Source organism: Shewanella sp. MF05960, from assembly GCF_050849305.1.
Lineage (GTDB): Bacteria > Pseudomonadota > Gammaproteobacteria > Enterobacterales > Shewanellaceae > Shewanella.
The window spans coordinates 53437-76814 of sequence record NZ_JBOZPS010000009.1 but is presented as its reverse complement, the minus strand read 5'-3'; the positions used below and the strand labels follow the sequence as shown (position 1 = coordinate 76814).

At 40.7% G+C, this 23378-nt stretch carries 17 protein-coding genes; 10 read left to right on the top strand and 7 right to left on the bottom strand.

Going from position 1 to position 23378, the window contains the following annotated elements; translation table 11 throughout:
- Positions 1–2: 2 nt before the first annotated feature.
- From rfbB to ACROAE_RS10970, 3 genes are all read left to right on the top strand, one after another.
- Positions 3–1031: a dTDP-glucose 4,6-dehydratase gene (rfbB, locus tag ACROAE_RS10980; protein WP_432401661.1), complete on the top strand. Its 1029-nt coding sequence runs from the start codon at positions 3–5 to the stop codon at positions 1029–1031.
- A complete protein-coding gene (gene rfbD, locus ACROAE_RS10975; protein WP_432401659.1) occupies positions 1031–1933 on the top strand; it encodes a dTDP-4-dehydrorhamnose reductase in 903 nt (300 codons plus the stop codon). The genes rfbB and rfbD overlap by 1 nt, the downstream gene beginning before the upstream one ends.
- Positions 1934–2087: 154 nt before the next feature.
- Positions 2088–2249, top strand: a complete 162-nt coding sequence (locus ACROAE_RS10970) for a hypothetical protein (RefSeq protein ID WP_041413129.1) — start codon at positions 2088–2090, stop codon at positions 2247–2249.
- A gap of 142 nt (positions 2250–2391) precedes the next feature.
- On the opposite strand, the gene ACROAE_RS10965 is transcribed toward ACROAE_RS10970, so the two are convergent.
- Positions 2392–3789: a magnesium transporter gene (locus ACROAE_RS10965; RefSeq protein WP_432401657.1), complete on the bottom strand. Its 1398-nt coding sequence runs from the start codon at positions 3787–3789 to the stop codon at positions 2392–2394.
- Positions 3790–3940: 151 nt separating this feature from the next.
- Here ACROAE_RS10965 and ACROAE_RS10960 point away from each other — a divergent pair, with 151 nt between their 5' ends.
- The gene (locus ACROAE_RS10960) at positions 3941–4426 is read left to right on the top strand and encodes a glutathione peroxidase (protein ID WP_432401654.1); all 486 of its coding nucleotides are present in this window, start codon (positions 3941–3943) and stop codon (positions 4424–4426) included.
- Between the two features lie 2048 nt (positions 4427–6474).
- Here the strand turns inward: ACROAE_RS10960 and ACROAE_RS10955 are convergent.
- The 5 genes from ACROAE_RS10955 to ACROAE_RS10935 all read right to left on the bottom strand — a co-directional run bounded on the left by ACROAE_RS10955 (position 6475) and on the right by ACROAE_RS10935 (position 13284).
- Positions 6475–8298 (bottom strand): M1 family metallopeptidase, encoded by a 1824-nt coding sequence (locus tag ACROAE_RS10955; RefSeq protein ID WP_432401652.1) that lies wholly within the window; start codon positions 8296–8298, stop codon positions 6475–6477.
- 397 nt (positions 8299–8695) lie between these two features.
- On the bottom strand, positions 8696–9667 hold the full coding sequence (locus tag ACROAE_RS10950; protein ID WP_432401649.1) for a PstS family phosphate ABC transporter substrate-binding protein: 972 nt from the start codon (positions 9665–9667) through the stop codon (positions 8696–8698).
- 338 nt (positions 9668–10005) lie between these two features.
- The gene (gene phoR / locus ACROAE_RS10945; RefSeq protein WP_432401647.1) at positions 10006–11301 is read right to left on the bottom strand and encodes a phosphate regulon sensor histidine kinase PhoR; all 1296 of its coding nucleotides are present in this window, start codon (positions 11299–11301) and stop codon (positions 10006–10008) included.
- A 171-nt stretch (positions 11302–11472) separates the two neighbouring features.
- On the bottom strand, positions 11473–12162 hold the full coding sequence (gene phoB / locus ACROAE_RS10940) for a phosphate regulon transcriptional regulator PhoB (RefSeq protein ID WP_432401645.1): 690 nt from the start codon (positions 12160–12162) through the stop codon (positions 11473–11475).
- A 177-nt stretch (positions 12163–12339) separates the two neighbouring features.
- Entirely contained in the window at positions 12340–13284 is a 945-nt protein-coding gene (locus ACROAE_RS10935) for a porin (RefSeq protein WP_432401643.1), read from the bottom strand.
- A gap of 325 nt (positions 13285–13609) precedes the next feature.
- Here ACROAE_RS10935 and rdgC point away from each other — a divergent pair, with 325 nt between their 5' ends.
- Together rdgC and ACROAE_RS10925 are read left to right on the top strand one after the other, a co-directional pair.
- Positions 13610–14521 (top strand): recombination-associated protein RdgC, encoded by a 912-nt coding sequence (gene rdgC / locus ACROAE_RS10930; protein WP_432401641.1) that lies wholly within the window; start codon positions 13610–13612, stop codon positions 14519–14521.
- A gap of 15 nt (positions 14522–14536) precedes the next feature.
- Positions 14537–15094 (top strand): glutathione S-transferase family protein, encoded by a 558-nt coding sequence (locus ACROAE_RS10925; RefSeq protein WP_432401639.1) that lies wholly within the window; start codon positions 14537–14539, stop codon positions 15092–15094.
- A gap of 126 nt (positions 15095–15220) precedes the next feature.
- On the opposite strand, the gene ACROAE_RS10920 is transcribed toward ACROAE_RS10925, so the two are convergent.
- A complete protein-coding gene (locus tag ACROAE_RS10920; protein WP_432401637.1) occupies positions 15221–17053 on the bottom strand; it encodes a M61 family metallopeptidase in 1833 nt (610 codons plus the stop codon).
- Between the two features lie 200 nt (positions 17054–17253).
- Between ACROAE_RS10920 and ACROAE_RS10915 the strand changes: the two genes are divergently transcribed.
- The 4 genes from ACROAE_RS10915 to xni all read left to right on the top strand — a co-directional run bounded on the left by ACROAE_RS10915 (position 17254) and on the right by xni (position 23341).
- Positions 17254–19410, top strand: a complete 2157-nt coding sequence (locus ACROAE_RS10915; protein ID WP_432401635.1) for a tetratricopeptide repeat protein — start codon at positions 17254–17256, stop codon at positions 19408–19410.
- 190 nt (positions 19411–19600) lie between these two features.
- Positions 19601–21157 carry a GGDEF domain-containing protein gene (locus ACROAE_RS10910; RefSeq protein WP_432401633.1) on the top strand — a complete coding sequence of 519 codons (1557 nt, stop codon included), beginning with the start codon at positions 19601–19603 and terminating at the stop codon, positions 21155–21157.
- Between the two features lie 62 nt (positions 21158–21219).
- A complete protein-coding gene (gene ppnN, locus ACROAE_RS10905; protein WP_432401631.1) occupies positions 21220–22584 on the top strand; it encodes a nucleotide 5'-monophosphate nucleosidase PpnN in 1365 nt (454 codons plus the stop codon).
- On the top strand, positions 22577–23341 hold the full coding sequence (gene xni, locus ACROAE_RS10900) for a flap endonuclease Xni (protein WP_432401629.1): 765 nt from the start codon (positions 22577–22579) through the stop codon (positions 23339–23341). The genes ppnN and xni overlap by 8 nt, the downstream gene beginning before the upstream one ends.
- Positions 23342–23378 lie beyond the last annotated feature (37 nt).

Sequence of the window (23378 nt, the reverse complement as noted above, 5' to 3'; positions counted from 1 at the left end):
TAATGACAGAACAAAACGGACACGCATTAAAAATACTCATTTCAGGAGGAAGTGGTTTTATTGGTTCGGCGTTGGTACGCCATATCATGGCCCAAACACCGCACAGTGTTATCAATCTCGATAAACTCACCTATGCAGCCAATCCTCTGAGCTTATCTTTAATCAAAGATAGCCAACGATATCATTTTATTAAAGGTGACATCTGCGATGATAAGTTAGTTCAATCCGTGTTTGAACGATATCAACCCGATGTCGTAATGCATTTAGCGGCTGAAAGTCATGTTGATAGGTCAATAGCAGGCCCAGCATCCTTTATCAAAACGAATATTGTTGGCACGTTCAACTTGCTCGAAGCGAGTCGAACCTTTTTTAATGATTTACCATCACATAAAGCAAAACGTTTTCGATTTCATCATATTTCCACAGACGAAGTCTTTGGCGACTTACCTCAAACCGGTTACTTTAATGAACAAAGTGCTTATGCACCAAGCTCGCCTTATTCTGCGAGTAAAGCGTCGAGCGATCACCTCGTAAAAGCTTGGCATAGAACATATGGACTCCCTACGTTAATCAGTTATTGTTCAAATAATTATGGGCCGTATCAACACCCAGAAAAACTGATCCCGTTAACCATTAATCGTGCAATATTAGGTGAACACATACCGATTTACGGTCATGGTCAACAAATCCGTGATTGGTTGCATGTTGAAGACCATGTCGACGCGCTATTAGCAGTATTAACCCGAGGGCGTATCGGTGAGACCTACACTATTGGTGGCAATAATGAACACACTAACCTTCAAGTTGTTCAGTCAATTTGCAAACATTTGAGTATCTTAATGCCTGAGCATCATCTCGCTACCAATAACGGATTCGAGCTATTAATCCGTCATGTAGAGGATAGATTAGGACATGATCAACGTTATGCTATCGATGCGAGTAAAATAACAACTGAACTCAACTGGACACCGAAACAATCTTTTGAGGATGGTTTACGTAACACCGTGCAATGGTATTTGGCTAATAGCTAATGAGAATACTTACATTTGGCCAAACAGGTCAGTTGGCTAAAGCGTTAAAACGCACCCAACCGGGATATTTTGAGCTGATTCAATTAACTCATCAGCAAGTTAATATCACTCAACCTCAACTCATTAATGAAGCGTTAGCCCGTTATCAGCCAGACATTATTATCAATTGCGCAGCCTATACTGATGTAGAACGTGCTGAATCAAACGCCACGCAAGTCATGCAAACTAATGTTGATGCCGTTAGGTTTATGGCTAAAGCGGCTCGTCAATATGGTATTAGGTTCATCCAATTATCTACAGATTATGTATTTGATGGACTGTCATCACTTCCTTATACCGTTCACCAAACGCCATCTGCCATTAATGTATATGGTCAATCAAAATTACTTGCCGAAAACATTATTTTACAACAGCAATCGAGTCAGTTTTGCATTGTTCGCACTTCTTGGCTCTATCATCATAGCGGCAAAAACTTTGTCACCACGATGTTGAAACTTATGTCGCAAGCACACCATAGCGCAATGTTAACCCAAGGTCTTATTTCCAATATTAATGTGGTAAATGACCAAACAGGTAGCCCGACGATGGTTGATGATCTTGCTCACTTTTTATGGAAACTGTGTTTACAAAAGCAATGGCTCCCAATTTACCATTGGAGTGATGCAGGCATGTGTACTTGGTATGAGTTTGCTAAAGAGATACAGTCACAAGCCGAAGCATTAGGGTTAATCCCCGCAACCATTACATTAACACCTGTGACATCTGAACAATATAACTCTCGCGTTAAGCGCCCTACTTTCAGTGTGTTAGACACCTCACGTTCGCAGTCAATCTTAAAATCAAAAACCTGGCAGCAACAATTAGCCCAATGTCTTTATGCGCGCTCACTCAACAAAGATTGAGACACTAAAGTAAAAATTACACTGTCATTTTGTTGTCATCTTTACGTGCAATAATTTTTACCGTCAAGAATGAAATATTTCGCTTTAGCTTATTATTAACTTTAGGTAAAAAGGGGCTGTACCAACAGCGGTACAGTTATCTGGAATGTTGAAAATGTCACACTCATTTGAATTTGATGAAGATGATGCGCCATGGGGCGATAACATCAAGGGAAAACCGAAATCGAAAAAGGTAAAACAACGTCGTCGTGATACCAAACGTCGTTACTTTGACGATAATGCTGAAATGGAGTTCGCACCTGCTAAGTGGAAGTAGTTTAACAGGATTTTCTCATCAAGTTTAAAAAGCAAGTTGCCTGCAACTTGCTTTTTTGTTGCCAAAAAATGGCCTTGAATATTCAAGACCATCTTCATAATACGATTAACGTTGAGCGATATTGATACGGTAATTTTCCTTTTTACAGGTACAGTATTGAAGCTAAACCTAAAAAGGTAAAAAATCCTACTACATCGGTCACTGTCGTTAAAATAACAGACCCCGATAATGCCGCATCTTGGTTAAAGCGCTGCAAAATCATGGGTACCATGACTCCCGCGATAGCCGCGACCGCCATGTTGATCAAAATCGCACAGGCAATAACAATCCCCATGACATTATCATCAAACCACCAGCCGGCAATGATGCCGATGACAATAGCCCATAACGTACCATTTAACGCGCCAATACCAAGTTCGTTTTTCATTAACGACATGACGTTACCGGCTGTTATCTGTCCCATTGCCATACCACGGATCATCAGTGTTAATGACTGACTCCCGGCAATACCGCCCATAGAGGCGACAATTGGCATTAATACTGCTAACGCAACCACCTGGGATAATACATTTTCAAACATTCCAATGGTGGCAGAAGCTAAAAATGCAGTCAGTAAGTTAATTCCTAGCCATACAGCACGGCGTTTAGCACCAACAAAAATCGGTGCGAACAAATCGTCATGCTCATCCATACCTGCCGTTGCCATTAACTGCGCTTCATAATGCTCACGCACTAAAGCCGTTGCGGTTCGCAAGGTCATACGACCAATCAATATACCGTCTTCATCGACCACTGGCAGTTCAAGTTCACGACTATGCTCAATCGCTTCAGCAGCCTCAATTAACGATGAATCAGCAGAAATTACACGACTATCGTCCCACTTCAACGATTGCAGCGTGGTATCGGTATCCACCGTTTTGAATACATCGTAGCGACGAACTGTACCAAGATATTTATCGTTCACATCAACTAAAAATAAATGATCATTACAGTCTAAGTCGATACGTCTAAAAAAACGCTGACCTTGGGCAACCGTTGATGCAGGACTTAATGCCAACATTTGGTGATCGGCATAACGACCAATTTCATTTTCAGTATATTGGTTATAAAGCTCATAATGCTTACGCTGACGCTCACCCATCTGTGCCAATGCACGATCAGTGATGTTGTCGGGAAGCGAGTCACTCCATTCAATGAGATCTTCAGGACTTAATTGCGAAAAGAGTAAATCAAGCTCCTCATCTGGCATTTTCTTTAAAATGCCTAAACGAGGATCTGCACGCATTAAGTTAAGGACATCGACACGTTCTTCTACGTCAACTTGCTGCCAACGTTCATAACGTTCATCAAGCGGTAACGATTCGAGTAATAATGCAATGGTACCGGGTTCAGCATCAATCAAGATTTCACTGAACACTTCGGCTTGCTCGTCCCCTTCGGCTTCGGTTAATTGAAGCACGACTTGGCTAACATCAGCCTGAGGGGATGAGCTCGTTTCGATTTCATCTTCAGAGTTAAGTTCGTTCTTTAAATCACTCATAAGCACGCCCCTAATTCTACTTGTTAAATAAGCGCAAACTATATTGAAATTGTCATTGATAAGCAAATAGATATATTGGATTGCGCGCAATTTAATTGCTAACGAATAGGCTATATATTATAGTTAATTTTTGACAATTTGGAGTTCCCTGATGAGCAGCACTATTTACCCTATCACCGTAAAAGACATTAAAGGCAATGATATCGTCATGGAGACCTTTAAAGATAAAGTATTACTGATCGTTAATACCGCGAGCAAATGTGGGTTTACTCCACAATACCAATCACTTGAAGCATTAAATCAAGAATATAAAGATAAAGGTTTAGTGATTTTAGGTTTTCCATGCAACCAGTTTGGCAAGCAAGAACAAGGTAATGAAGAAGAAATAAGCCAGTTCTGCGAACTTAACTTTGGAGTGTCATTCCCATTGTTCAGTAAAGTTGAAGTCAATGGTGCTAACGCTCACCCACTGTATCAACAGCTTAAAAAGTCAGCAAAAGGTTTGCTTGGTAGCGAGTCTATCAAATGGAATTTTACTAAATTTTTAGTTGATAAAAATGGCAATGTCGTTAACCGTTATGCTCCTACGACCAAACCTGAAGAGCTAAAAGAAGTCATTGAAAAGCTTTTAGCTTAAACACTGAACTCTTAACCATTACCGACTTAACCACTGAGCACTTAACCACAGTCTACTTAACCACTGTGCACTTAACCATTGAGCATGACATCGCCAATATTGTTTACATTGTAAGAAAGCACAATAATGGACAAATAAATATTCATCTAAACATATGATTATTATCAAGTATCAAAAATATCGTTTTTTTTAGCGTAAAATATACACTCATTTTTGAACTTTTTATCTCTTTGCTACTCAAAATAAGTAACAGTTAGATTTATTTTTTTCATCTATTGTTCATCATCTCCCTGGGACTTCTAGCGCGGTCCCCTTGATCGAAAAATCGATCGATAGGCAATCAGTTGATTGCCTTTTTTTATGTCTGACGTTCAACAAGCTTGCCAAGGGCAATAAAACTCACTTTATAAAATAAATTGAGTAAAGTAAGTCACATCATTTGCCTCGCCTATTCACAGGAATCCGTCTCACCGTACAACCAATCAGTGAAAATGAGGCTGCACTTATACTTTACAGGTTTGCTTCGTCTAAGGTTTGCTTCGTCTAAGTATTACCGACAACTATCCTGACACTGGAGTCTATCTTGCCACAGGATCGACAACCCGCGGACCATATCAAACTAAGTATCTATTTTAATTATAAAAAATTAAATATTTAGTAAAACTGCAAAATTTAATGAACTTTGTATCGTTCGCTCAGTCTGAATATAAGTAGCAAGTAGAGCGCAAACGAGAAAATGTCCACCTCCAACTTTTCTGGTTTGTACCAAAGTGAACATCAACGCTTTGAACTGACTTGCCACAACAGATTTATGTTCATTGTTCATCATCATCCCTATTGGGGGAGCATTAACACGCTAGCGCACCGTTAATGACACCCCACAAAGAACGACTTAGGCAACCTTATTGGTTGCCATTTTTTTGCCTGCTATTTCTTTCCAGATGTTAGCTTTCATTGGATTAAAGTGGTGCTAAATAATGCCTGTAAAATAAATTTAAACAATTTCATTATTTCTGTGAACTTTTTTAATAACGCCCAGTCTGATTATATGTAACGAATAAGATGTGGTTGATGTGAGTTGCAGTGTCAGGATTTAGCCTTCTCCCCCGGCGTTAAATCAAACACAGCAAAGTGGTTTACCCTACTCACCTCAGCCTCAGTTAGGATTGAGTTACTGCTACAGATTTATGTTCATTGTTCATCATCATCCCTATTTGGGGAGCATTAACACGCTAGCGCACCGTTAATGCCCCCCCACAAAGAACGACTTAGGCAACCTTATTGGTTGCCATTTTTTTGCCTGCTATTTCTTTCCAGATGTTAGCTTTCATTGGATTAAAGTGGTGTTAAATAATGCCTATAAAATAAATTTAAACAATTTGATTATTTCTGTGAACTTTTTTAATAACGTCCAGTCTGATTATATGTAACGAATAAGATGTAGTTGATGTGAGTTGCAGTGTCTGAATTTAGCCTTCTCCCCCGGGGTTAAATCAAACACAGCAAAGTGGTTTACCCTACTCACCTCAGCCTCAGTTAGGATTGAGTTACTGCTACAGATTTATGTTCATTGTTCATCATCATCCCTATTTGGGGAGCATTAACACGCTAGCGCACCGTTAATGACACCTCACAAAGAACGACTTAGGCAACCTTATTGGTTGCCATTTTTTTGCTTGGAATTTGCCTTAAGATAATCATTTTTTGTTGGTTAAAGTGGTGCTAAATAATGCCTATAAAATAAATTTAAACAATTTCATTATTTCTGTGAACTTTTTTAATAACGCCCAGTCTGATTATATGTAACGAATAAGATGTGGTTGATGTGAGTTGCAGTGTCAGGATTTAGCCTTCTCCCCCGAGGTTAAATCAAACACGACAAAGTGGTTTATCCTACTCACCTCAGCCTCGGTTAGGATTGAGTTATTGCTACAGGTTTTAATGTTTATTGTTCATCATCATCCCCATTGGGCAGTATTAACACGCTAGCGCACTGTTAATGACAACCCGCAAAGATTTATTTTGGCAGCCAATAGGCTGCCATTTTTTTATGTCTTTTCGTGAGAAGGTTCAACCTGCAGTAGGGTATCTAATTGCACTTGTAATGAAGGGTGATAGCCAAGTCGAGCTCTGGCATAAATATCATTAAGCTCTTGGTGATAACCCGCAATCTGGAGTTCAATGAATAACGGTCTCACAAATTTACCTCTGCCTATTTGGCACAAATACTCCGTTAATGCGGGCAATACTGGATCAAATAGATTGCGAATCGCGACCCGATACCAATCACAGGCGATTTCAGCATTGTGATGCCCGGTAAATTTAAATACCTCATCTAAATCCAATAGCATCGCCTGGCTAACCATTAACGGTAATTTACTTAAAAAATATTGCCAGTGATGAACACGCCATTGTGTTACGCACAAATCACTTGCAGCAGTGCCGCTAATGAATTGCGCTATCGCGAAGTCAACCTTGTCAAAGCTCGTAGATGTCGGCTCCTCAAACCAAGCAGGTAATCCCTGTCCATAAACCCACTCGTTTAATTCATCTACAGATAACTTATCGTCATGATCAACGAGTATGGTTTGTTTCGCATAGTCAACGAAGGTTTCTGTCGTAATGGCACTAAAAGCAAAGTGATTAACGTACTGAAGTAAAAACGCATCAAACGCGGCACGCCCTAATCGAGATTCAAGTTCATGTACAAACATCGATGCTTTGTCATAAGTAAAACGATTAAATGCCAAATTAGGATCGCGATATTGCACATTGGCTGGCAATGTTTGATCGACTAAAGGCATTGATTGAATTTCTTCTTGTAAGCGACCAAACTCAATGACCCACTCTAATTGGGCTTGCTCGGTGCCATACACGGCTTCAACAATTCGATTAGTAAAATAAGTGGTAAAACCTTCGTTGAGCCATAAATCACGCCAAGTCGCATTACTGACTAAATTGCCAGTCCAGGAATGAGCTAATTCATGAGCAACCGTTGAAACTAAACTTTTATCGCCAGCAATCAATGTGGGGGTCATAAATGCCAGCATCGGGTTTTCCATACCACCAAAGGGAAAGCTTGGCGGCAGCACTATCATGTCGTAGCGCCCCCATGCATAAGGTCCAAGCAACGATTCTGCCACCTGAATCATCGACTCAGTATCTTCAAATTCATTCGCCGCAGCCTCAAGCATGCCTGGTTCGGTATAAATACCACTTCGAAGACCTGTAGCTTTAAACGCTAAGTCGCCTACGGCTATGGCTAATAAATGAGTGGGAATGGGCTTATCCATGCTAAAGGTAAATATGCCATCTTCTGGCATGACGGGATTATTATTAGCGCTCATTACCGCGCGAAGCCCTAAAGGGACTTTGACTGTGGCATTAAACGTCACTCTCGCTTTAGGGCTATCTTGTAAAGGCAGCCAGCTGCGTGCATTGATAGGTTGTGACTGACTAAACAAATAAGGTAACTGCTTGCCTAAGGTTTGTTCTGCATTGAGCCATTGCAGCCCTTGCGCCTTAGGAGAGGTATGATAATGCACAACCACTTGTGTGATCAGTAAACCGACATCAATCAACCATCGCTGTCCTAAAATCGGATTAACGTCTTCACATTCATAGGTTAATGGCTGGCCATTTAAGTCGGTGACCATATCAATCAATAAATCACGACCATCAATGATCAGTACCGATTGAGCCAGTTTACGATTAAAAAATAACGTTACCGTTCCGCTTAGTTGCTGCGCAACAAAATCCACGTTAAGTGCAATATCAAGATGATGCACGCATAAAGCATCTGTATTCGCACTTGAATGGTAATCCTTGTTTACATCGAAGGTTGTTTCGGTACTTTTCAACACTGTTGTCACATAAACCTCTGCGCTTTCGTTATCATTTTAGATCATGACAATATCATAGCATTTTAAGTAAATAGTCAGATTACTCAGGTAGCATATTTAATTTTTATAACTTCAGCTCAAAAATAAATAATCTTTTTTAAAAAAATGCGGAACTAAATTGAAATAACCCAGTCTGATTATATGAACCGAATTTGCATTACTTATTTTTTGTAGCTAGTAGCGTTTTTTTGTTCATCATCATTCTCCTAATTAGATAGTTGTTTTACGCTATCAACAGTATTGCCCTTAGCAATAGCAGCAACCTCTTAGTCAGGTTGCTTTTTTTTGTCATTTTTTTGAGCTTTTCAGATTCATAAAAACAAAAAAGGCCTCAAATGAGGCCTTTTAGTCTTGGAGGGTTAAGCGATTAAAGCTTGATACCCACTTTTTCTAAATCTTTAGTCACTACTGCCGTTGGAACAGGAACATAGCCATCTTTCTCAACAATTTGCTGACCTTGCTTAGACAATACAAAGCGTAAGAATTCACGATCCATTGGCGAAAGGTCTTTATTTGGATGCTTATTCACATAAACATATAAGTAACGTGATAATGGGTAAGTACCGTTGGCAGCATTGGCAGCTGTCGCTTCGATAAACTTATCGCCTTTCTTTGATATTGCCACGGCTTTAACGCCCGCCGTTTTATAACCAATACCTGAATAACCAATTGCATTTAGCGACTGTGATACAGACTGTACTACAGAAGCAGAACCCGGTTGCTCGTTCACGTTTGGACGGAAATCGCCTTTACATAAGGCTTTTTCTTTGAAGTAACCATAAGTACCAGACACTGAGTTACGACCATAAAGCTGAACGTCTTTCGCGCTCCAATTACCTTCTAAACCGGCATCACCCCAACGATTAATCTCTTTACCGCCACACTTGTGTGTTGACGAAAAAATACTGTCGATTTGCTCAATGCTTAATCCCGTGATTGGGTTATCTTTATGTACGAATACCGCTAAGGCGTCAATGGCTACACGTACCGCTGTTGGTTGATAACCATAATGCTTTTCAAAAGCTTCAACTTCATTAGGCTTCATCTTACGGCTCATTGGGCCGAACTGTGAAGTCCCTTCAGTCAGTGCTGGTGGCGCAGTAGAAGAACCAGCAGCTTGAATTTGGATGTTTACGTTTGGATAAATATGTTTAAACTCTTCAGCCCATAACGTCATCATATTCGCTAAAGTATCAGAACCGACAGAAGACAAGTTACCAGATACGCCACTCGTTTTTTCATATACAGGTAACGTTGGGTCAATAGCAGCCATAGATGCTGCTGAGAATACACCAGCGGCTGTAAGGGTAATTGCGCCGACAAGTTTGTTCAGTTTCATTGTATTGCTCCAGAATTAAGCGTACTAGGTTTTTAAAACGTAGTCAGTATCGACCTCATTGATGACAAGTCTATGACTTTGATGTGACAGTTGTATGACATCCGTCTTAAAACTGTTTTATTTGTCAAATCCTGCCAACTGTTTATGTATATCAACAACTTAAACTGCGACCAATCAAGTCTGCTAAGCCACTCATTGTTAATCGCACCGCCTTAATGCTATCCATTAAGCTGATTTCGTTACCTGCAATGTGGTTTTATGACAATGATATGCCCATTTTTCGACAATAAAAAAAGCAACATAAATGCTGCTTTTTAGATTTGAGGTAACGCGATTATTTAGTGTCTTTCTAATAAGTGTGTCGGAATAATAAAGCTAAATGTACTGCCTTTGCCGTATTCGCTGGTGACATTAAGCTCACTGTGGTGATGGCTCAATGCATGCTTTGCGATGGCGAGTCCTAAACCTGTTCCACCGGTTTTACTTGAGCGTGCATTATCAACGCGATAAAAGCGCTCAGTTAAGCGATTAATATGCTGTGGAGCGATGCCCTCACCCGTGTCTTTGACCGAAAATAATCCCCCAGTAGCAACACTTCTCCAGGTGACAGAGATTATGCCTCCCGGCGCGGTATAACGAATCGCGTTGGAGATAAGATTTGAACAGGCGCTGCGAAGTTGGATTTCATTACCGTGGGTGTTTAATCCTGCCTCGCAATGAAACTCTAAGGTATATTCGTCGCCAGCAAGCGCTTTTGCTTCTTCTCGAAGCACGTCCATCATCACTTTCATGTTGACCGTTTTTGATAAGTCGATGTCAGTAGCATCTTCAATCCGCGACAAGGCTAATAGCTGTTCAACCATCGATTGCATCCGAGAGGTTTGTTGTTGCATCAGCGATAACGGCTTTTGGTTTGGAGAATTATCCTCTTCCATTCCTTGCATTATCTCTAAATAGCCTTGCAAAACCGTAAGCGGGGTTTTTAGCTCATGCGACACGTTAGCAACAAAGTCTTTACGCATACCTTCAAGTTGGTGAATACGGGTGATATCGCGAGCCATCAGCAGCAACTGCCTATCACCATAACTCATTAAACGGATTTCAAGTAAACGTTTATCAGACACTGGCGAAGGTATTTCAAGTGGTTCTTTAAATTCGGCTTTTCTAAGATAGGCGGAGAAATCAGGATGGCGTATAAGGTTATCAATTCGCTGGCCACTGTCTTGCGGCCAGACAAAGCCTAAGACTAATTGCGCAAGTTTGTTACACCACAAAATATTATGTTCTGCATCGAGCACGACTGTGGCATCAGGTAGTGCTTCTGCGCCTTGACGAAAACGAGCAAGTAATGTTGCTAATTGCCCAACGCGACGACGATTTTTACCTTGAAGTCGATATATACCATTAAATACCCCTTCCCAACTTCCTTGCCCTTGGGGCGGGGTTAATTTTTTATCTTTCCATAACCAAAAGTTAAGTCGGGTAATTTGCCGATAATGCCATACGAGTAAACCTATGGTCCCCAATAATGTGACCAACGCTATCTGATCAACAAAAGCACCAACACAGATAAACAGTATCAGTAGCAGGGCTAAACGAGAAAATAATCGAAATCCAGAATACGAGTTAAGCATAGGTAACCTAATGGCTAAAGTAACGCAGCCAACACTTTCAATTTTTTAGTGTCGTTACTGATTATTAGGATTAACGAGGAACCACAAGATAGCCTAAATAGACCATTGTGGCTAGACAGCAAACAAAGAAGCGCTGTGGATTATCACAGTGCTTCATTTGCTGCATACGCATTACATTCTGGTTGAAAAACGATAACCAGCACCACGAACAGTTTGAATCAACTTGTCATGTCCACCTTGCTCTACAGCTTTACGCAGTCGGCGAATGTGTACATCAACAGTACGGTCTTCTACATACACGTTGGTTCCCCAGACGTTATCGAGCAATTGTTCACGGCTGTAAACTCGCTCAGGATGTGTCATGAAGAAATGCAACAACCTAAACTCTGTTGGTCCCATATCAAGCACATCGTCACCGACCGTAACTCGATGACTCACAGGGTCAAGCTGCAGCCCTTGCACGTCTATGGTTTCTTCTAAACGCGTTGGCGCACTTCTACGTAATACGGCTTTTATTCTGGCAACCAACTCTTTAGGCGAAAAAGGTTTGGTAATATAGTCATCTGCACCCACTTCCAGGCCTTTGACTTTATCTTCCTCTTCACCGCGAGCGGTCAGCATAATAATGGGGATTTGGCGCGTAAATTCATCTTGCTTTAAGCGTTTTGCTAATTGAATACCGCTGCCACCAGGGAACATCCAATCCAACAAAATTAAATCTGGATAAGGCTCTTGAAGCAACTCAATTGCTGAATCGAAATCTTCAGCTGCAGCCGTCGTAAAACCATGTTGATCCATCACAAATGTCAGCATCTCACGAATTGCTGATTCATCTTCTACTATTAATATCCTAGCTGTCATATTGGGTTTCTACATTAATTTGCCACAAGGGTATTATTGGACACTTTTGTTACACTTTCATGACCCTGATGTCGATATTGCCATTAAAAACCGTTTTTTGTCATAAAAACTTAATTGCGGTTAACACACAGTAACGAAAAAAGGGCCGAAGCCCTTTTTTATTGTATGCAATTTAGCTTAGAACTTATGTTCAATACCGACACCCACATAGCTGTCATCTTGATCGTTTGAATCAAACGAATTGTCGGTATAAAAAGCAAACAGTTTAGTCGGCTTACCTAATTTATAATCTGCACCAACCGACCATGAATCACCTTTATTTTCCATGTCAGCAAACTGCGCTTTAAGCGTTACATCATTAATATCATACGCCGCGCTCAGTAAGAAACCATTATCGGTAACATCACTGTCTATGGCTTCTTGTTGCTGGTACATACCACCAATCACCACACCAGCCACTTTACCTTGTACAGTAGCGCGTGCAGTGTCATAACCTTTTACTTTTGAATCATATGCTATTGCCGCATAAATAGCAGACGTCTTTAAACCAGAGTCGCCATACATCAATGCCATGCTCACGCCATCTTCGCCGGTAGTGTTATCACCGACCACTTGGTCTGAGTCGCCAGAAGCGACATAAGTCACACCCACTTGGAAATCACCAAACATTGGCGTGTAGTAAGTGGCCGTTTGAGCCATGCGGTTTTCACCTTTAAATAAGGTTTTCACATCGCCAGAAAGGTCATTGAACTGATCCACTTTACCTTGAGAGACTTTCAGAATAGTGTCGTTACGACCTACAGATACCGCACCAAAGTTACCTTTTAAGCCGACAAACTGGTTGCGTGCTAAAAAGTTTTCTTTGTCGTCATCACCCGTGTTGACTTCGTATTCGATTGTGTAGAAAGCTTCTAATGAATTGCTTAACTCAAAATCACCGGTTACACCAAAACGTGATGCATTACTTTGAATAGTTGTTTCAGTTTCGTCTGCAACATCATTTGACTGTGCTGTAACATTTAATTTGCCATACACTGTTAGAGGGTCTGCTGCATATGCACTTGAAACTACAGAGGCGGCCATTGCAGAAGCTAATAGAGTTTTACAAAAAACGTTCATCATTTCATCCTTTTGACGCATATTTCGTCATGGTTATTCTGGGTTAGTTGTATCGGAACGAGCGGAATTCTGCCTTGTGAATGTTTCAAAAATATTTCACTGGTTCATTAATTGCTGATATTCGCGGGGTTAAACCCACTAGCAAATCCTCAAACATAGCTACAACAGTGGTTTCAAGGCCGATAAGAGAAATGTGACAATTTGATGAATTATCATTCCAACTCTATTCGCTATCGTACAAAGGGCATTTTTTTGTAGGTTTACCGCTTTGCATCTATCCCGTAAACTGCGTTATCTGATTTTTCCTGTTAATTAATGAGAGCATTCTATGTGGTTTAAAAATCTCACCTTGTATCGTTTCAACAAACCGTTTACGACTGATACCGAAACATTAGAAACGGCCCTAGCCGATTTCACCTTCTCTCCTTGCTCTAGCCAAGACATCAGTAAGTTTGGATTTTCAAATGCATTGGGTAAAAAAGGCAATGCATTAGTCCATAGTGCAGAAAACCGTCATTTGATCTGTGTAACCAAAGAAGAAAAGATCCTACCCGGTCAGGTGATTAAAGAAGCGCTAGATGAAAAAGTGGCTGAAATAGAAGATCAAGAAAACCGTAAAGTCACTAAAAAAGAAAAAGACACCATAAAAGACGAGATCACCACCACCTTATTACCCCGTGCATTTTCACGTCGTAGCCAAACTCACGCATTGATCATGCCTGAACTAGAAATGATTTTAGTGGACAGCTCAAGCGCCACAAAAGCAGAAGAGTTACTGGCATTATTACGTAAAGCGGTTGGCAGTTTACCGGTGATCCCATTAAGTTTTGCAACGCCAATTGAAGCAACGCTAACGCAGTGGCTGCAAGCTGGCGAAGCGCCTGCTCCTTTTGAGATGCAAGATGAAGCTGAATTGAAGTCTGATTCTGATGAAGGTGGAATTGTTCGCTTTAAACAACAGGTACTGCAAGAAGATGAAGTACTGGCTCATATTGCAACGGGCAAACAGGTTCATAAATTAGCACTACATTTTGGCCAATCTATTGCCTTTTTAATGCAATCTGATGCGAGCGTAAAACGCATTAAGTTTTCAGAAGAGTTTAGAGCAGGTAATGATGAAGTCGGCACAGAAGATCCAATAGCACGTCTTGATGCTGACTTTGCCTTAATGGGCAGTGAATTAGTCGCCTTTATCAATGCGCTTAATCAAGCCTTCGGCCCACTCGAGCAAAGCGTATAATACTAAGGACATAATATGAAACTTTACGGCAGTTTTACCTCGCCTTTTGTTCGTCATTGTCGAATTGCACTGTTAGAGACGACACTTGATTACGAATTTATTGAAACGGATCAAGCGGCGAGTGCGACATTGTCGCCCACAAAGCGCGTTCCGTTTTTGCAAGATGGCGAGTTAACACTCACCGATTCGAGTGCCATATTACGTTACATTCGCAATAAATCAGCGACACCATTTATTGAAAGTGCCACTCAATTTGATCAATATTGCATGATCAACACGGCACTCGACAGCACCATTAATTTGTTTTTTTTGGCGAGAGACGGTGTCGATATTGAACGCTTTGATTATACGCTCAGACAAGCACAGCGAGTTGAGTCAATTCTCACTGAATTAGAACAACATAAATGGCCACTTCATGGCCCTTTTGATGATGTTCAGATTAGACTAGCGTGCTTTTTAAGTTGGGCAGTATTTCGTCAACAGATTAATATCGACCGTTATCCTAGAATGAAACTGTTTTTAGCAGCAATAGAGCGAGAACCGTTTTTTACTGAAACCGCGCCACCAGCTTAAGTAATACCATTCCGCGTTAGTAAGTGATCTCTCAGCGAGAATTATTAATGCGGAATGGTATAAACTAAATCTTGATCAATAAAAAAGCCCTGATATTTCAGGGCTTTTTGTTGTTAACAATAAGGGCTATGCCTCGTCGTCAGTCTTAATCCATTCACCGTCGGCATCAAATGGCCAGTCAATGCCAAGCCATGCTTTAAAGAATGCTTTTTGTTCTGCGGTAACAGATTCAAGCGCTTGTATACTTAACTCGCCTTTAGGTTGCTCCCCTAAAACCATGCTGACCTCTTTTAAACGATCGTTACTAAATACCGTTAATTTAACCTTATCACCCGGTTTAAAGTCATCAAATCGTTTAGCAAATGCGTCGGCAGTCACTTTTAAGTCATTAACCGCAAGTAACTCATCACCCGCCGTCAGACCTGCTTTCCACGCTGGGCTGTTTTTCGCCACTGTGGCTAATACCAAATCGCCGTGCAGACCAGATAAGCCAATGCCGGTATTAACTTGAGTTTTTGGCTTATCGCCATAGGTTGTCACTAAACCGGCTTGGGCTAATAACGTATCAAACTCTAAGCTAAACGGTTGGTTAACAAACTTCTGCCACCATGGTTGATAATCTTTACCCGTTAACGTGGTGAGAATATTTTGCACGTCTGCGACGTTATAACCCATAGGGATTTTAAAATGCTGGTATAACGCTTTATGCACATCGCGATATGAATGCGCTAACTCACTGTCCTGGATAACACTAAAATCCAACGCCATGGAGGCAAGATAGCCCTCAGAATAGATATTCACGCTGTGATTAATCGCATAATCTCCCCAAGTGCTACTCCACTGACCTAAACTCGCCTCAGCAACAGATTGAGTGTCACGACCCGGGTTATGCTCATTAAGCACAATTCGCAAACTTAAATCGTCAAAAAACTCTTTTGCGGTTATCACACCTGCTCGCAGTAATAATTGATTTTGGAAGTAACTGGTTGAACCTTCAGCAACCCAAAGTAAATTAGTCATGTTTTCGGACTGATAATCATAAGGTACCAAACCTTGCGGACGATATGATTTCACATTCCAGGTATGAATAAACTCGTGAGATGCCGTGCTAATAAAACGCAAATAATCTTCACGTTCACGAAAATTAAAGCGCGGCAACTGAATCACAGTAGAATTAAGATGTTCGGTAGCACCACGGGCTCCGCTTGTGGCATGCACCATATACACATAACGCTCAAACGGGTAATCATCCCAAATCATTGACGCCTGGCCACTGATTTTACGTAAATCTGTCACAATTTGCTCAGTGTCGTAATTGCCCTCGCCCCAAAAGACTACCTCATATTCACGACCATCAGCGGCAAAACTAAATGACTGGTTAATGCCCGTTTCAATCGGTGAGTCAGCGAGCACATCATAATTAGCGGCTTTGAATGAATGTGAACTACGGCCTTTATCCATGCCAGAAAAGCTCTTCCAGCCCTTAGGCACTTTCATATCAACCGTGATTGGTTGCTGACGAAATTCAGGGCTATACATAAATACGCCACAGGCATCTAAATAAGCATGGCTTTCATCGATATGGCGCAAACGGTCGCCTAATTCATTGGCGTGTAACTGATAGCTCACTTTTACCGCTGTAGGCTGAGCTAAGCTAATGGTCCACTCACCGCTTGCCGTACGCTGCCAAGGTAATACCTTACCCTTGCTGTCGGTGGCTTCAAATAATCTTACCCCATCAGCTACCGGCAATACTTGATAACGGCCTGTGCGCCACACGGGTAAATTGACAATTAATTGTGCAGATTCGGTTTTAGGAAAAGAAACGCTAACTTGCGCTAAATGGTGTATGGGTTGGTTAATATCAATATGGTAATCAACATCTGCCAAAGCCGACGTTGTAAAGCACATCGACAAAAACGCGCTTGTGGTTAAAAATGCAAGATTAGTAGGTTTCACTCTAGGTTCCTTCTGGTATGATTCTATTTATTTTTATTTTAAATTATGAACAATTATAACAATCTACGCTAATTTACAAAGTGGCCATTTACGACTCATTACAAAATGTATGATTAAGTCGGTAAATATGGATGGGGGTTACTCGCCATTCTCGTCTGCCCAGCGTTATTTTAAGCAACACACAAAAGGGTTTAACTGCTATGCTGCGACTCGCTCACCTTGCCTTATTCATTTCCCTATTTCTCTGCTCAGTCGCGGACGCAAAAGATCTTGAACAACAAGAAATTGAATTCAAAGAAAACCCCAATAAGCTGTTAATTAAACTCTCAAAATCGACTGAGTTTCCGTTACAGTTCACCAATAAAGAAGAGTTTTCTCAAATTGCCAACGAGTTAGGGTTTGATCCGGTTGAGTTACAGCGAGATTTAGAAGTCTTAGCTAGAGTCAATCTTGAAACCAATTTGAGCTCGCCGACTAAATACGACGATGCCAAAATATTAATTGGGCAACTAGACTCAATTGCATCTAACGCCTTCGATGAAGCAATGGTCATTATGCTAAAAGCGAGGTTAAGAGCACGCGAAAATAAAGAATATCAACCGATTGTTGCTCAATACATGGATGCATTAAACAAAGTCAACACAGACATGAGCCTACAAGCAACATTGTTTAAATATATTCTCCACGAACATTTAGGTGGATTAAATATGATGTTGCTACAAGCCACTCCGTCACTATCACATTATAATCGCTATCGAGAAATTGCTTACCAGCTTCACAATGACTACTTTATTGCAGAAGCAGAAACCGCACTGGGTAAATATTACAATCGTAATGGCGACAAGGCAAAATCACTACAGCATTTTAGCGAAGCATTTAGATTAGCTAATGGGGTTAATTACCCTATGTTAAAATCGCAAGCAATGATCAATCTAGCGCGTACCTATCGAGATTTAGAACAATGGGAAGATGCTTTAAAATATGCCCATGAAGCCGCTGAAATCCAGCAACAACTCGGCTTTGAAACCTACCTTGCCGAAACGCTCAATGTCATCGCAATGGTGTATGAAGGCCAAGAGAAATGGAGTAAAGCAGTCGATTATTATTTAAATGCACAACAAGTTAACGAGCGTGTCGGTAATGTTATTGCCGTCGGGATTAACTTTCATAATATTGGTGGCATTTACTCAAAACTCAATAATATTCCAGCCGCGCTCAATGCACTACAACGTGCAAATGATATTTTTAGATCGCTAAAAACCGACCATTATTTAGTCCACAATGAGTTGTTATTCACCCAAATCAATTCACAGCAAGGTAATTGGACAGAAACAATCGACCACGCTAAAAAAACACTTGAACTGGCAAAAAAACTCAAACAAACAGACATTGAAATTGAAACGCTTGGTTATTTATCAAATGCATACCGCAAAACCAATGACCTCAATGCCGCTATCGATACCGTTGAAAATATCATTACATTAACCAATAACCATGACGATGACCCAAAAGACGAAAAAGGCTACTCTGAACTCACTGAGCAAAAGTTAAAATTTGAATTAACGCTGGTCAGTAATAAACTTGAGCTGCAAACCGCAAAAAACAAACATCATCAATTCATTATCATCTTATTGGCATTTGGATTAAGTATTGCTGTGATTATGGTGATTTTTATTTGGCGAAAATTGGCCCATAAAAATACCTTATATCTTGATGCTAAGGTGATGAATCATATTGAGCCGATGTCACAAATAGCAGGATATCGAGCATTTATTGAAAAGTTAGACACAATAGACCCAGCTGAACCTCAAACATTGGCAATGATTAATATCGGTGAGCTGAATAACCTTGATATACAGCTTGGCTTAACTGAATCACGCGCATTAATGCAAAAATTGATTGTGCAAATGAGCCAGCACCTCAACACTGAAGTCTTTATGATCCGTTCAGGGCAACTAGCATGCTACTTTAATCAACAACGCCATGCCGACGATATTTATGATGCATTAGTCATATGCCTTGAAAAATTAAACACCATACAACCCAATATTCCACATTTTGCTCAATTACATGATGTCCACCAGGCAAGTATTGGCCACATCAATTTACCCTTGTTAGCCAATCCAGACGTTAACATCAGTGCTCAATTGCATTTCGAAACATTACAGTATGCATTAGCGGCTGCCATTGGCATTAAAGAGAAGCCTGCTTATGTTTCATTAAGGCCACTTAACTTTGCTCCAGCCGCTATTTTTATGCCGCCACTATATTTAAATCTGACCCAAGCATTAAACAGAGGCATCATCCGAGCTGAAAGCAATCGGAATACTTTAGAAATCAATTGGCCAAAAAGCTAATTGACTAATAAACTAGCAGTTATGATTAAATAGTGAATGTTTATGAGCAATTAGATTTGTTGCACAACATTAATGAGATAACATCTATACTATATGGACTAAGAGATCATCCTTAGCACTGGGGTTGCAGCACTAGGATTGTGGCACTAGATGGTTTATTACTATCTAATTAATAGTAGGCAATACAATAATGAAAGAGTCTGATACAGCGATTTCGCAAATTACCTTAATGAAGCAAAAGCTTCATGCAGCAAAGCTTGCGCTGGATGATATTAATACCGATCGCAATGACAAATTAAAAACGCTGATCCAGTTTATTAGCCATTTAAGCCTTGCCTGTAAAGGTCAAAACTTAGAGCTAGACAATAAACTGGCTAAGTTGCGTCATCATATGCAAAATTTTGAGCAAATTGATGAAGCCCTTCCTGAATTGGTTGATATAGAACGTCTACTTAAATCACAATACAGCCATACTATGTCACGCTTAGAAGACAGTCGTCTTGGCCTAACACGTGTTATTCGTCAAATTCAACGCATCAACTCAGCACCCGATAAACTCAAAAAAGAAATTAATTACTTTAAACAAGATCTCAATAAGCCTTTTCACACCGTATGGGAATACATTCCCAAGGTTGAAAAGCTCATCTTTTTTTACGAAGAGATTTTAAAACAAGAAATTTCAGGTACTGACAACTACGACATTTTGCCGCAACACATACAATTGGCCAGAGAACTGGCAGCAAAAATAGCAGAAGTCGAGTTTAGAAAAGATCAACGCGATCAAATACTGGTGATTAAAGAGGTATTACTCGGCGATATTCATGTTAATGGTTTACTCGACGCATACCAAACCATCTTAAGCTTACTACTTGATAATATTGCTCGTGAAAAAACCGCTTCACAAGACTTTTTGTTTGCCTTAAATGATGCGCTCAGTATCGTCCGTGACGTGGTTAACAACACCTATAACAACAGCCAACGCAGCGAGCAAATAAAAGGTCAATTAAACAAAGAAATTAACTTACGTGTAAGCAATGCTGATTCATTAGTGGTTGATCTTGATAATATTACTGAGTTAAAAACACAACTTACCGTACAATTATCGTCTCTACGTGATGCCCTATCGCGCAAAGAAGCGCTTGAGCAACGTGAGCAAACCATTTTACGCAAATCGATAGACTCTATGCGAAAAGAGCTTAACGCAATGAGTAACGAAGCAAACACTTACAAAGAAAAGCTGTTCGAACACCAAAAACTGAATCTATTAGATCCACTCACTCAACTGTCAAACCGCACCGCGTTAGAAGACAGAATGGATCAGGAATACCGCAACCACCTGCGCTTTAAAACGCCATTGTGGATTGCCGTAACCGATATCGATCATTTTAAAACCGTTAATGATAATTTTGGCCACAGTACGGGTGATAAAACCCTACAAGTCATTGCTATGGCACTTAAAAACTCATTGCGTGACAGTGAATTTGTGGCACGTTATGGTGGTGAAGAGTTTGTCTTATTATTACCAGGCATTACAGATGAACACATCTCACTGATGCTTAACCGAGTAAGAGAAAAGATTAAAAATATTCCGTTTAAGTTTAAAAATCAGAGAATTACAGTTACATTATCTATAGGTGCTGCACAAGTAATGGAAAATGAGACGCTCGAAGAAGCATTTGAAAGAGCCGACGCAGCATTATACCAAGCAAAAAACAACGGCAGAGACCGAGTCGTTATTGATATCTAGTCCATTGCAAAACAATGTTCTTTGGACTCGATAACAAACATTCGAGTCCAAAGGAGTTGCTTATGATCGTAAAAATTAGTCCACGCGGTAGCCTAGACCAACTGTCTCAATTAGAAGTAGAACGCCTAAAACAAGGTGCCAAAAGCGACCTTTATCAATTATATCGAAATTGCTCACTTGCAGTACTCGCCTCAGGTTTAATCAGCGACAGCTCAGAAGAATTATTTACCCGCTACGAATCTTTTAGCGTCAATATTTTACAGCGTGAACGCGGCATTCAAATCGAATTAATTAATCCGCCCACTCAAGCATTTGTCGACGGCGAAATTATTGTTGGTATTCAAGAACACTTATTCGCAGTACTGCGAGACATTATCTACATCAGCAATAAATACGATAATTTAAAACACATTGATTTAACCAATGCCAGTCACATTACCAATGTGGTGTTTGATATTTTGCGAAATGCTCAAGCCATATCACCGATGAAAGATCCCAATGTGGTTGTCTGTTGGGGTGGCCACAGTATTAATCCTGTTGAGTATCAATACACGCGCGATGTAGGTTATCAATTAGGGCTGCGCGGTCTCGACATCTGCACCGGTTGTGGCCCAGGAGCTATGGAAGGCCCCATGAAAGGCGCCACCATTGGCCATGCAAAACAGCGCATACATAATGCACGTTACATCGGCTTAACAGAGCCCAGCATTATCGCTGCAGAGCCACCAAACCAGATTGTGAATGAACTGGTGATTTTACCGGATATTGAAAAACGACTAGAGGCCTTTGTGCGCCTTGGGCATGGCATTGTTATATTTCCGGGTGGTGCGGGCACGGCTGAAGAACTGCTGTACTTTTTAGGTATTTTATTGCACAAAGATAACTGCGATAGCCCATTTCCATTGATATTAACTGGCCCTGCCCAAAGCGCAGAATACTTTACTGAAATAGATGCCTTTATTGGTGCAACACTCGGTGAAGAGGCTCAAAGTAAATATCAGATTATTATTGATGACCCGGTCCAAGTGGCCCAAATAATGAAACAGGGAATGGCTGAGGTCAAAAACTACCGCAAAAATAAAGGTGACGCTTATCAATACCAATGGTCACTTAAAATAGAGCCAGAATTTCAATTACCCTTTGATCCAACCCATGAAGTTATGGCAAATTTAAACTTATACTTTCAAGACAACAAAGCAGAACTTGCCGCTAATTTACGCAAAGCATTTTCGGGCATTGTTGCGGGTAATGTTAAAAGCGACACGATTAAACTTATCCAACAACACGGGCCTTTTAACATACAAGGTGATGTGCAACTCATGCACATGATGGATAACCTGTTAACGGCATTTGTAAAACAACAACGGATGAAATTACCAGGTAGCGCGTATGTGCCCTGCTACAACATAATAAAAACCAATGAATAAACTGCTGATTATCGATGGATTAAACCTTGTGCGCCGTATTCACGCAGCGCTACCAGATGAAAACGACATAGAGAGCGTTCAACAACGCTCTCTGGCTGCATCGCAAAAAATGCTCCTGCAACATCAACCTACTCACGTTATCGTCGTGTGGGATGGTAATGAGACGTCTTGGCGCAAGGTTCTGTATGACGATTATAAAAAAGGCCGCAAGCCAATGCCCACCGCATTAAGCGAAGGGCTGGCAAAAATCAAAACGACATTAGCAGACAATGATATTCACTCATTTGATGCACAATCGGAGGCCGACGATGTTATTGCTACGATTGCGACCAAAGTGATCAGCAATCATGGTGAAGTGGTTATCGTGTCAACCGACAAAGGTTTTAGTCAACTCCCCACTAAAAACCTCACCTTGTGGGATCATTTTAATCAGCAAACGTTTGATATCCATCAATACGAAAAAAAACTCGGGGTTGAACAGTATCAGTTCCTCGACTTTATCGCGCTTGCTGGAGACAGTGGTAATAAAATTCCGGGAATCACCGGTATAGGGCCTAAATCGGCTGCCGACTTACTCAACAAATTTAGAACCCTGGCCAACCTATACCAATCGCTTGATAACCTGGGTGCTAAACAGGCGCAAAAACTGGCTGAGGGAAAAGAAATGGCGCGAATTAGCTACAAGCTTGCGCAGCTACAAACTGATATTCCACTCAATGTGAACTTAAAACAATTTAGAGCAAAAAACGCTGAGTAATTCATATTACACACGCAAAACAGCTTAACAAAAACGC

What these genes read in the sequence shown, in the direction of transcription:
- rfbB (WP_432401661.1), top strand. Translation starts at nt 3, where the DNA reads ATGACAGAACAAAACGGACACGCATTAAAAATACTCATTTCAGGAGGA.
- rfbD (WP_432401659.1), top strand. Translation starts at nt 1,031, where the DNA reads ATGAGAATACTTACATTTGGCCAAACAGGTCAGTTGGCTAAAGCGTTA.
- ACROAE_RS10970 (WP_041413129.1), top strand. Translation starts at nt 2,088, where the DNA reads ATGTCACACTCATTTGAATTTGATGAAGATGATGCGCCATGGGGCGAT.
- ACROAE_RS10965 (WP_432401657.1), bottom strand. Translation starts at nt 3,789, where the DNA reads ATGAGTGATTTAAAGAACGAACTTAACTCTGAAGATGAAATCGAAACG.
- ACROAE_RS10960 (WP_432401654.1), top strand. Translation starts at nt 3,941, where the DNA reads ATGAGCAGCACTATTTACCCTATCACCGTAAAAGACATTAAAGGCAAT.
- ACROAE_RS10950 (WP_432401649.1), bottom strand. Translation starts at nt 9,667, where the DNA reads ATGAAACTGAACAAACTTGTCGGCGCAATTACCCTTACAGCCGCTGGT.
- phoR (WP_432401647.1), bottom strand. Translation starts at nt 11,301, where the DNA reads ATGCTTAACTCGTATTCTGGATTTCGATTATTTTCTCGTTTAGCCCTG.
- phoB (WP_432401645.1), bottom strand. Translation starts at nt 12,162, where the DNA reads ATGACAGCTAGGATATTAATAGTAGAAGATGAATCAGCAATTCGTGAG.
- ACROAE_RS10935 (WP_432401643.1), bottom strand. Translation starts at nt 13,284, where the DNA reads ATGATGAACGTTTTTTGTAAAACTCTATTAGCTTCTGCAATGGCCGCC.
- rdgC (WP_432401641.1), top strand. Translation starts at nt 13,610, where the DNA reads ATGTGGTTTAAAAATCTCACCTTGTATCGTTTCAACAAACCGTTTACG.
- ACROAE_RS10925 (WP_432401639.1), top strand. Translation starts at nt 14,537, where the DNA reads ATGAAACTTTACGGCAGTTTTACCTCGCCTTTTGTTCGTCATTGTCGA.
- ACROAE_RS10915 (WP_432401635.1), top strand. Translation starts at nt 17,254, where the DNA reads ATGCTGCGACTCGCTCACCTTGCCTTATTCATTTCCCTATTTCTCTGC.
- ACROAE_RS10910 (WP_432401633.1), top strand. Translation starts at nt 19,601, where the DNA reads ATGAAAGAGTCTGATACAGCGATTTCGCAAATTACCTTAATGAAGCAA.
- ppnN (WP_432401631.1), top strand. Translation starts at nt 21,220, where the DNA reads ATGATCGTAAAAATTAGTCCACGCGGTAGCCTAGACCAACTGTCTCAA.
- xni (WP_432401629.1), top strand. Translation starts at nt 22,577, where the DNA reads ATGAATAAACTGCTGATTATCGATGGATTAAACCTTGTGCGCCGTATT.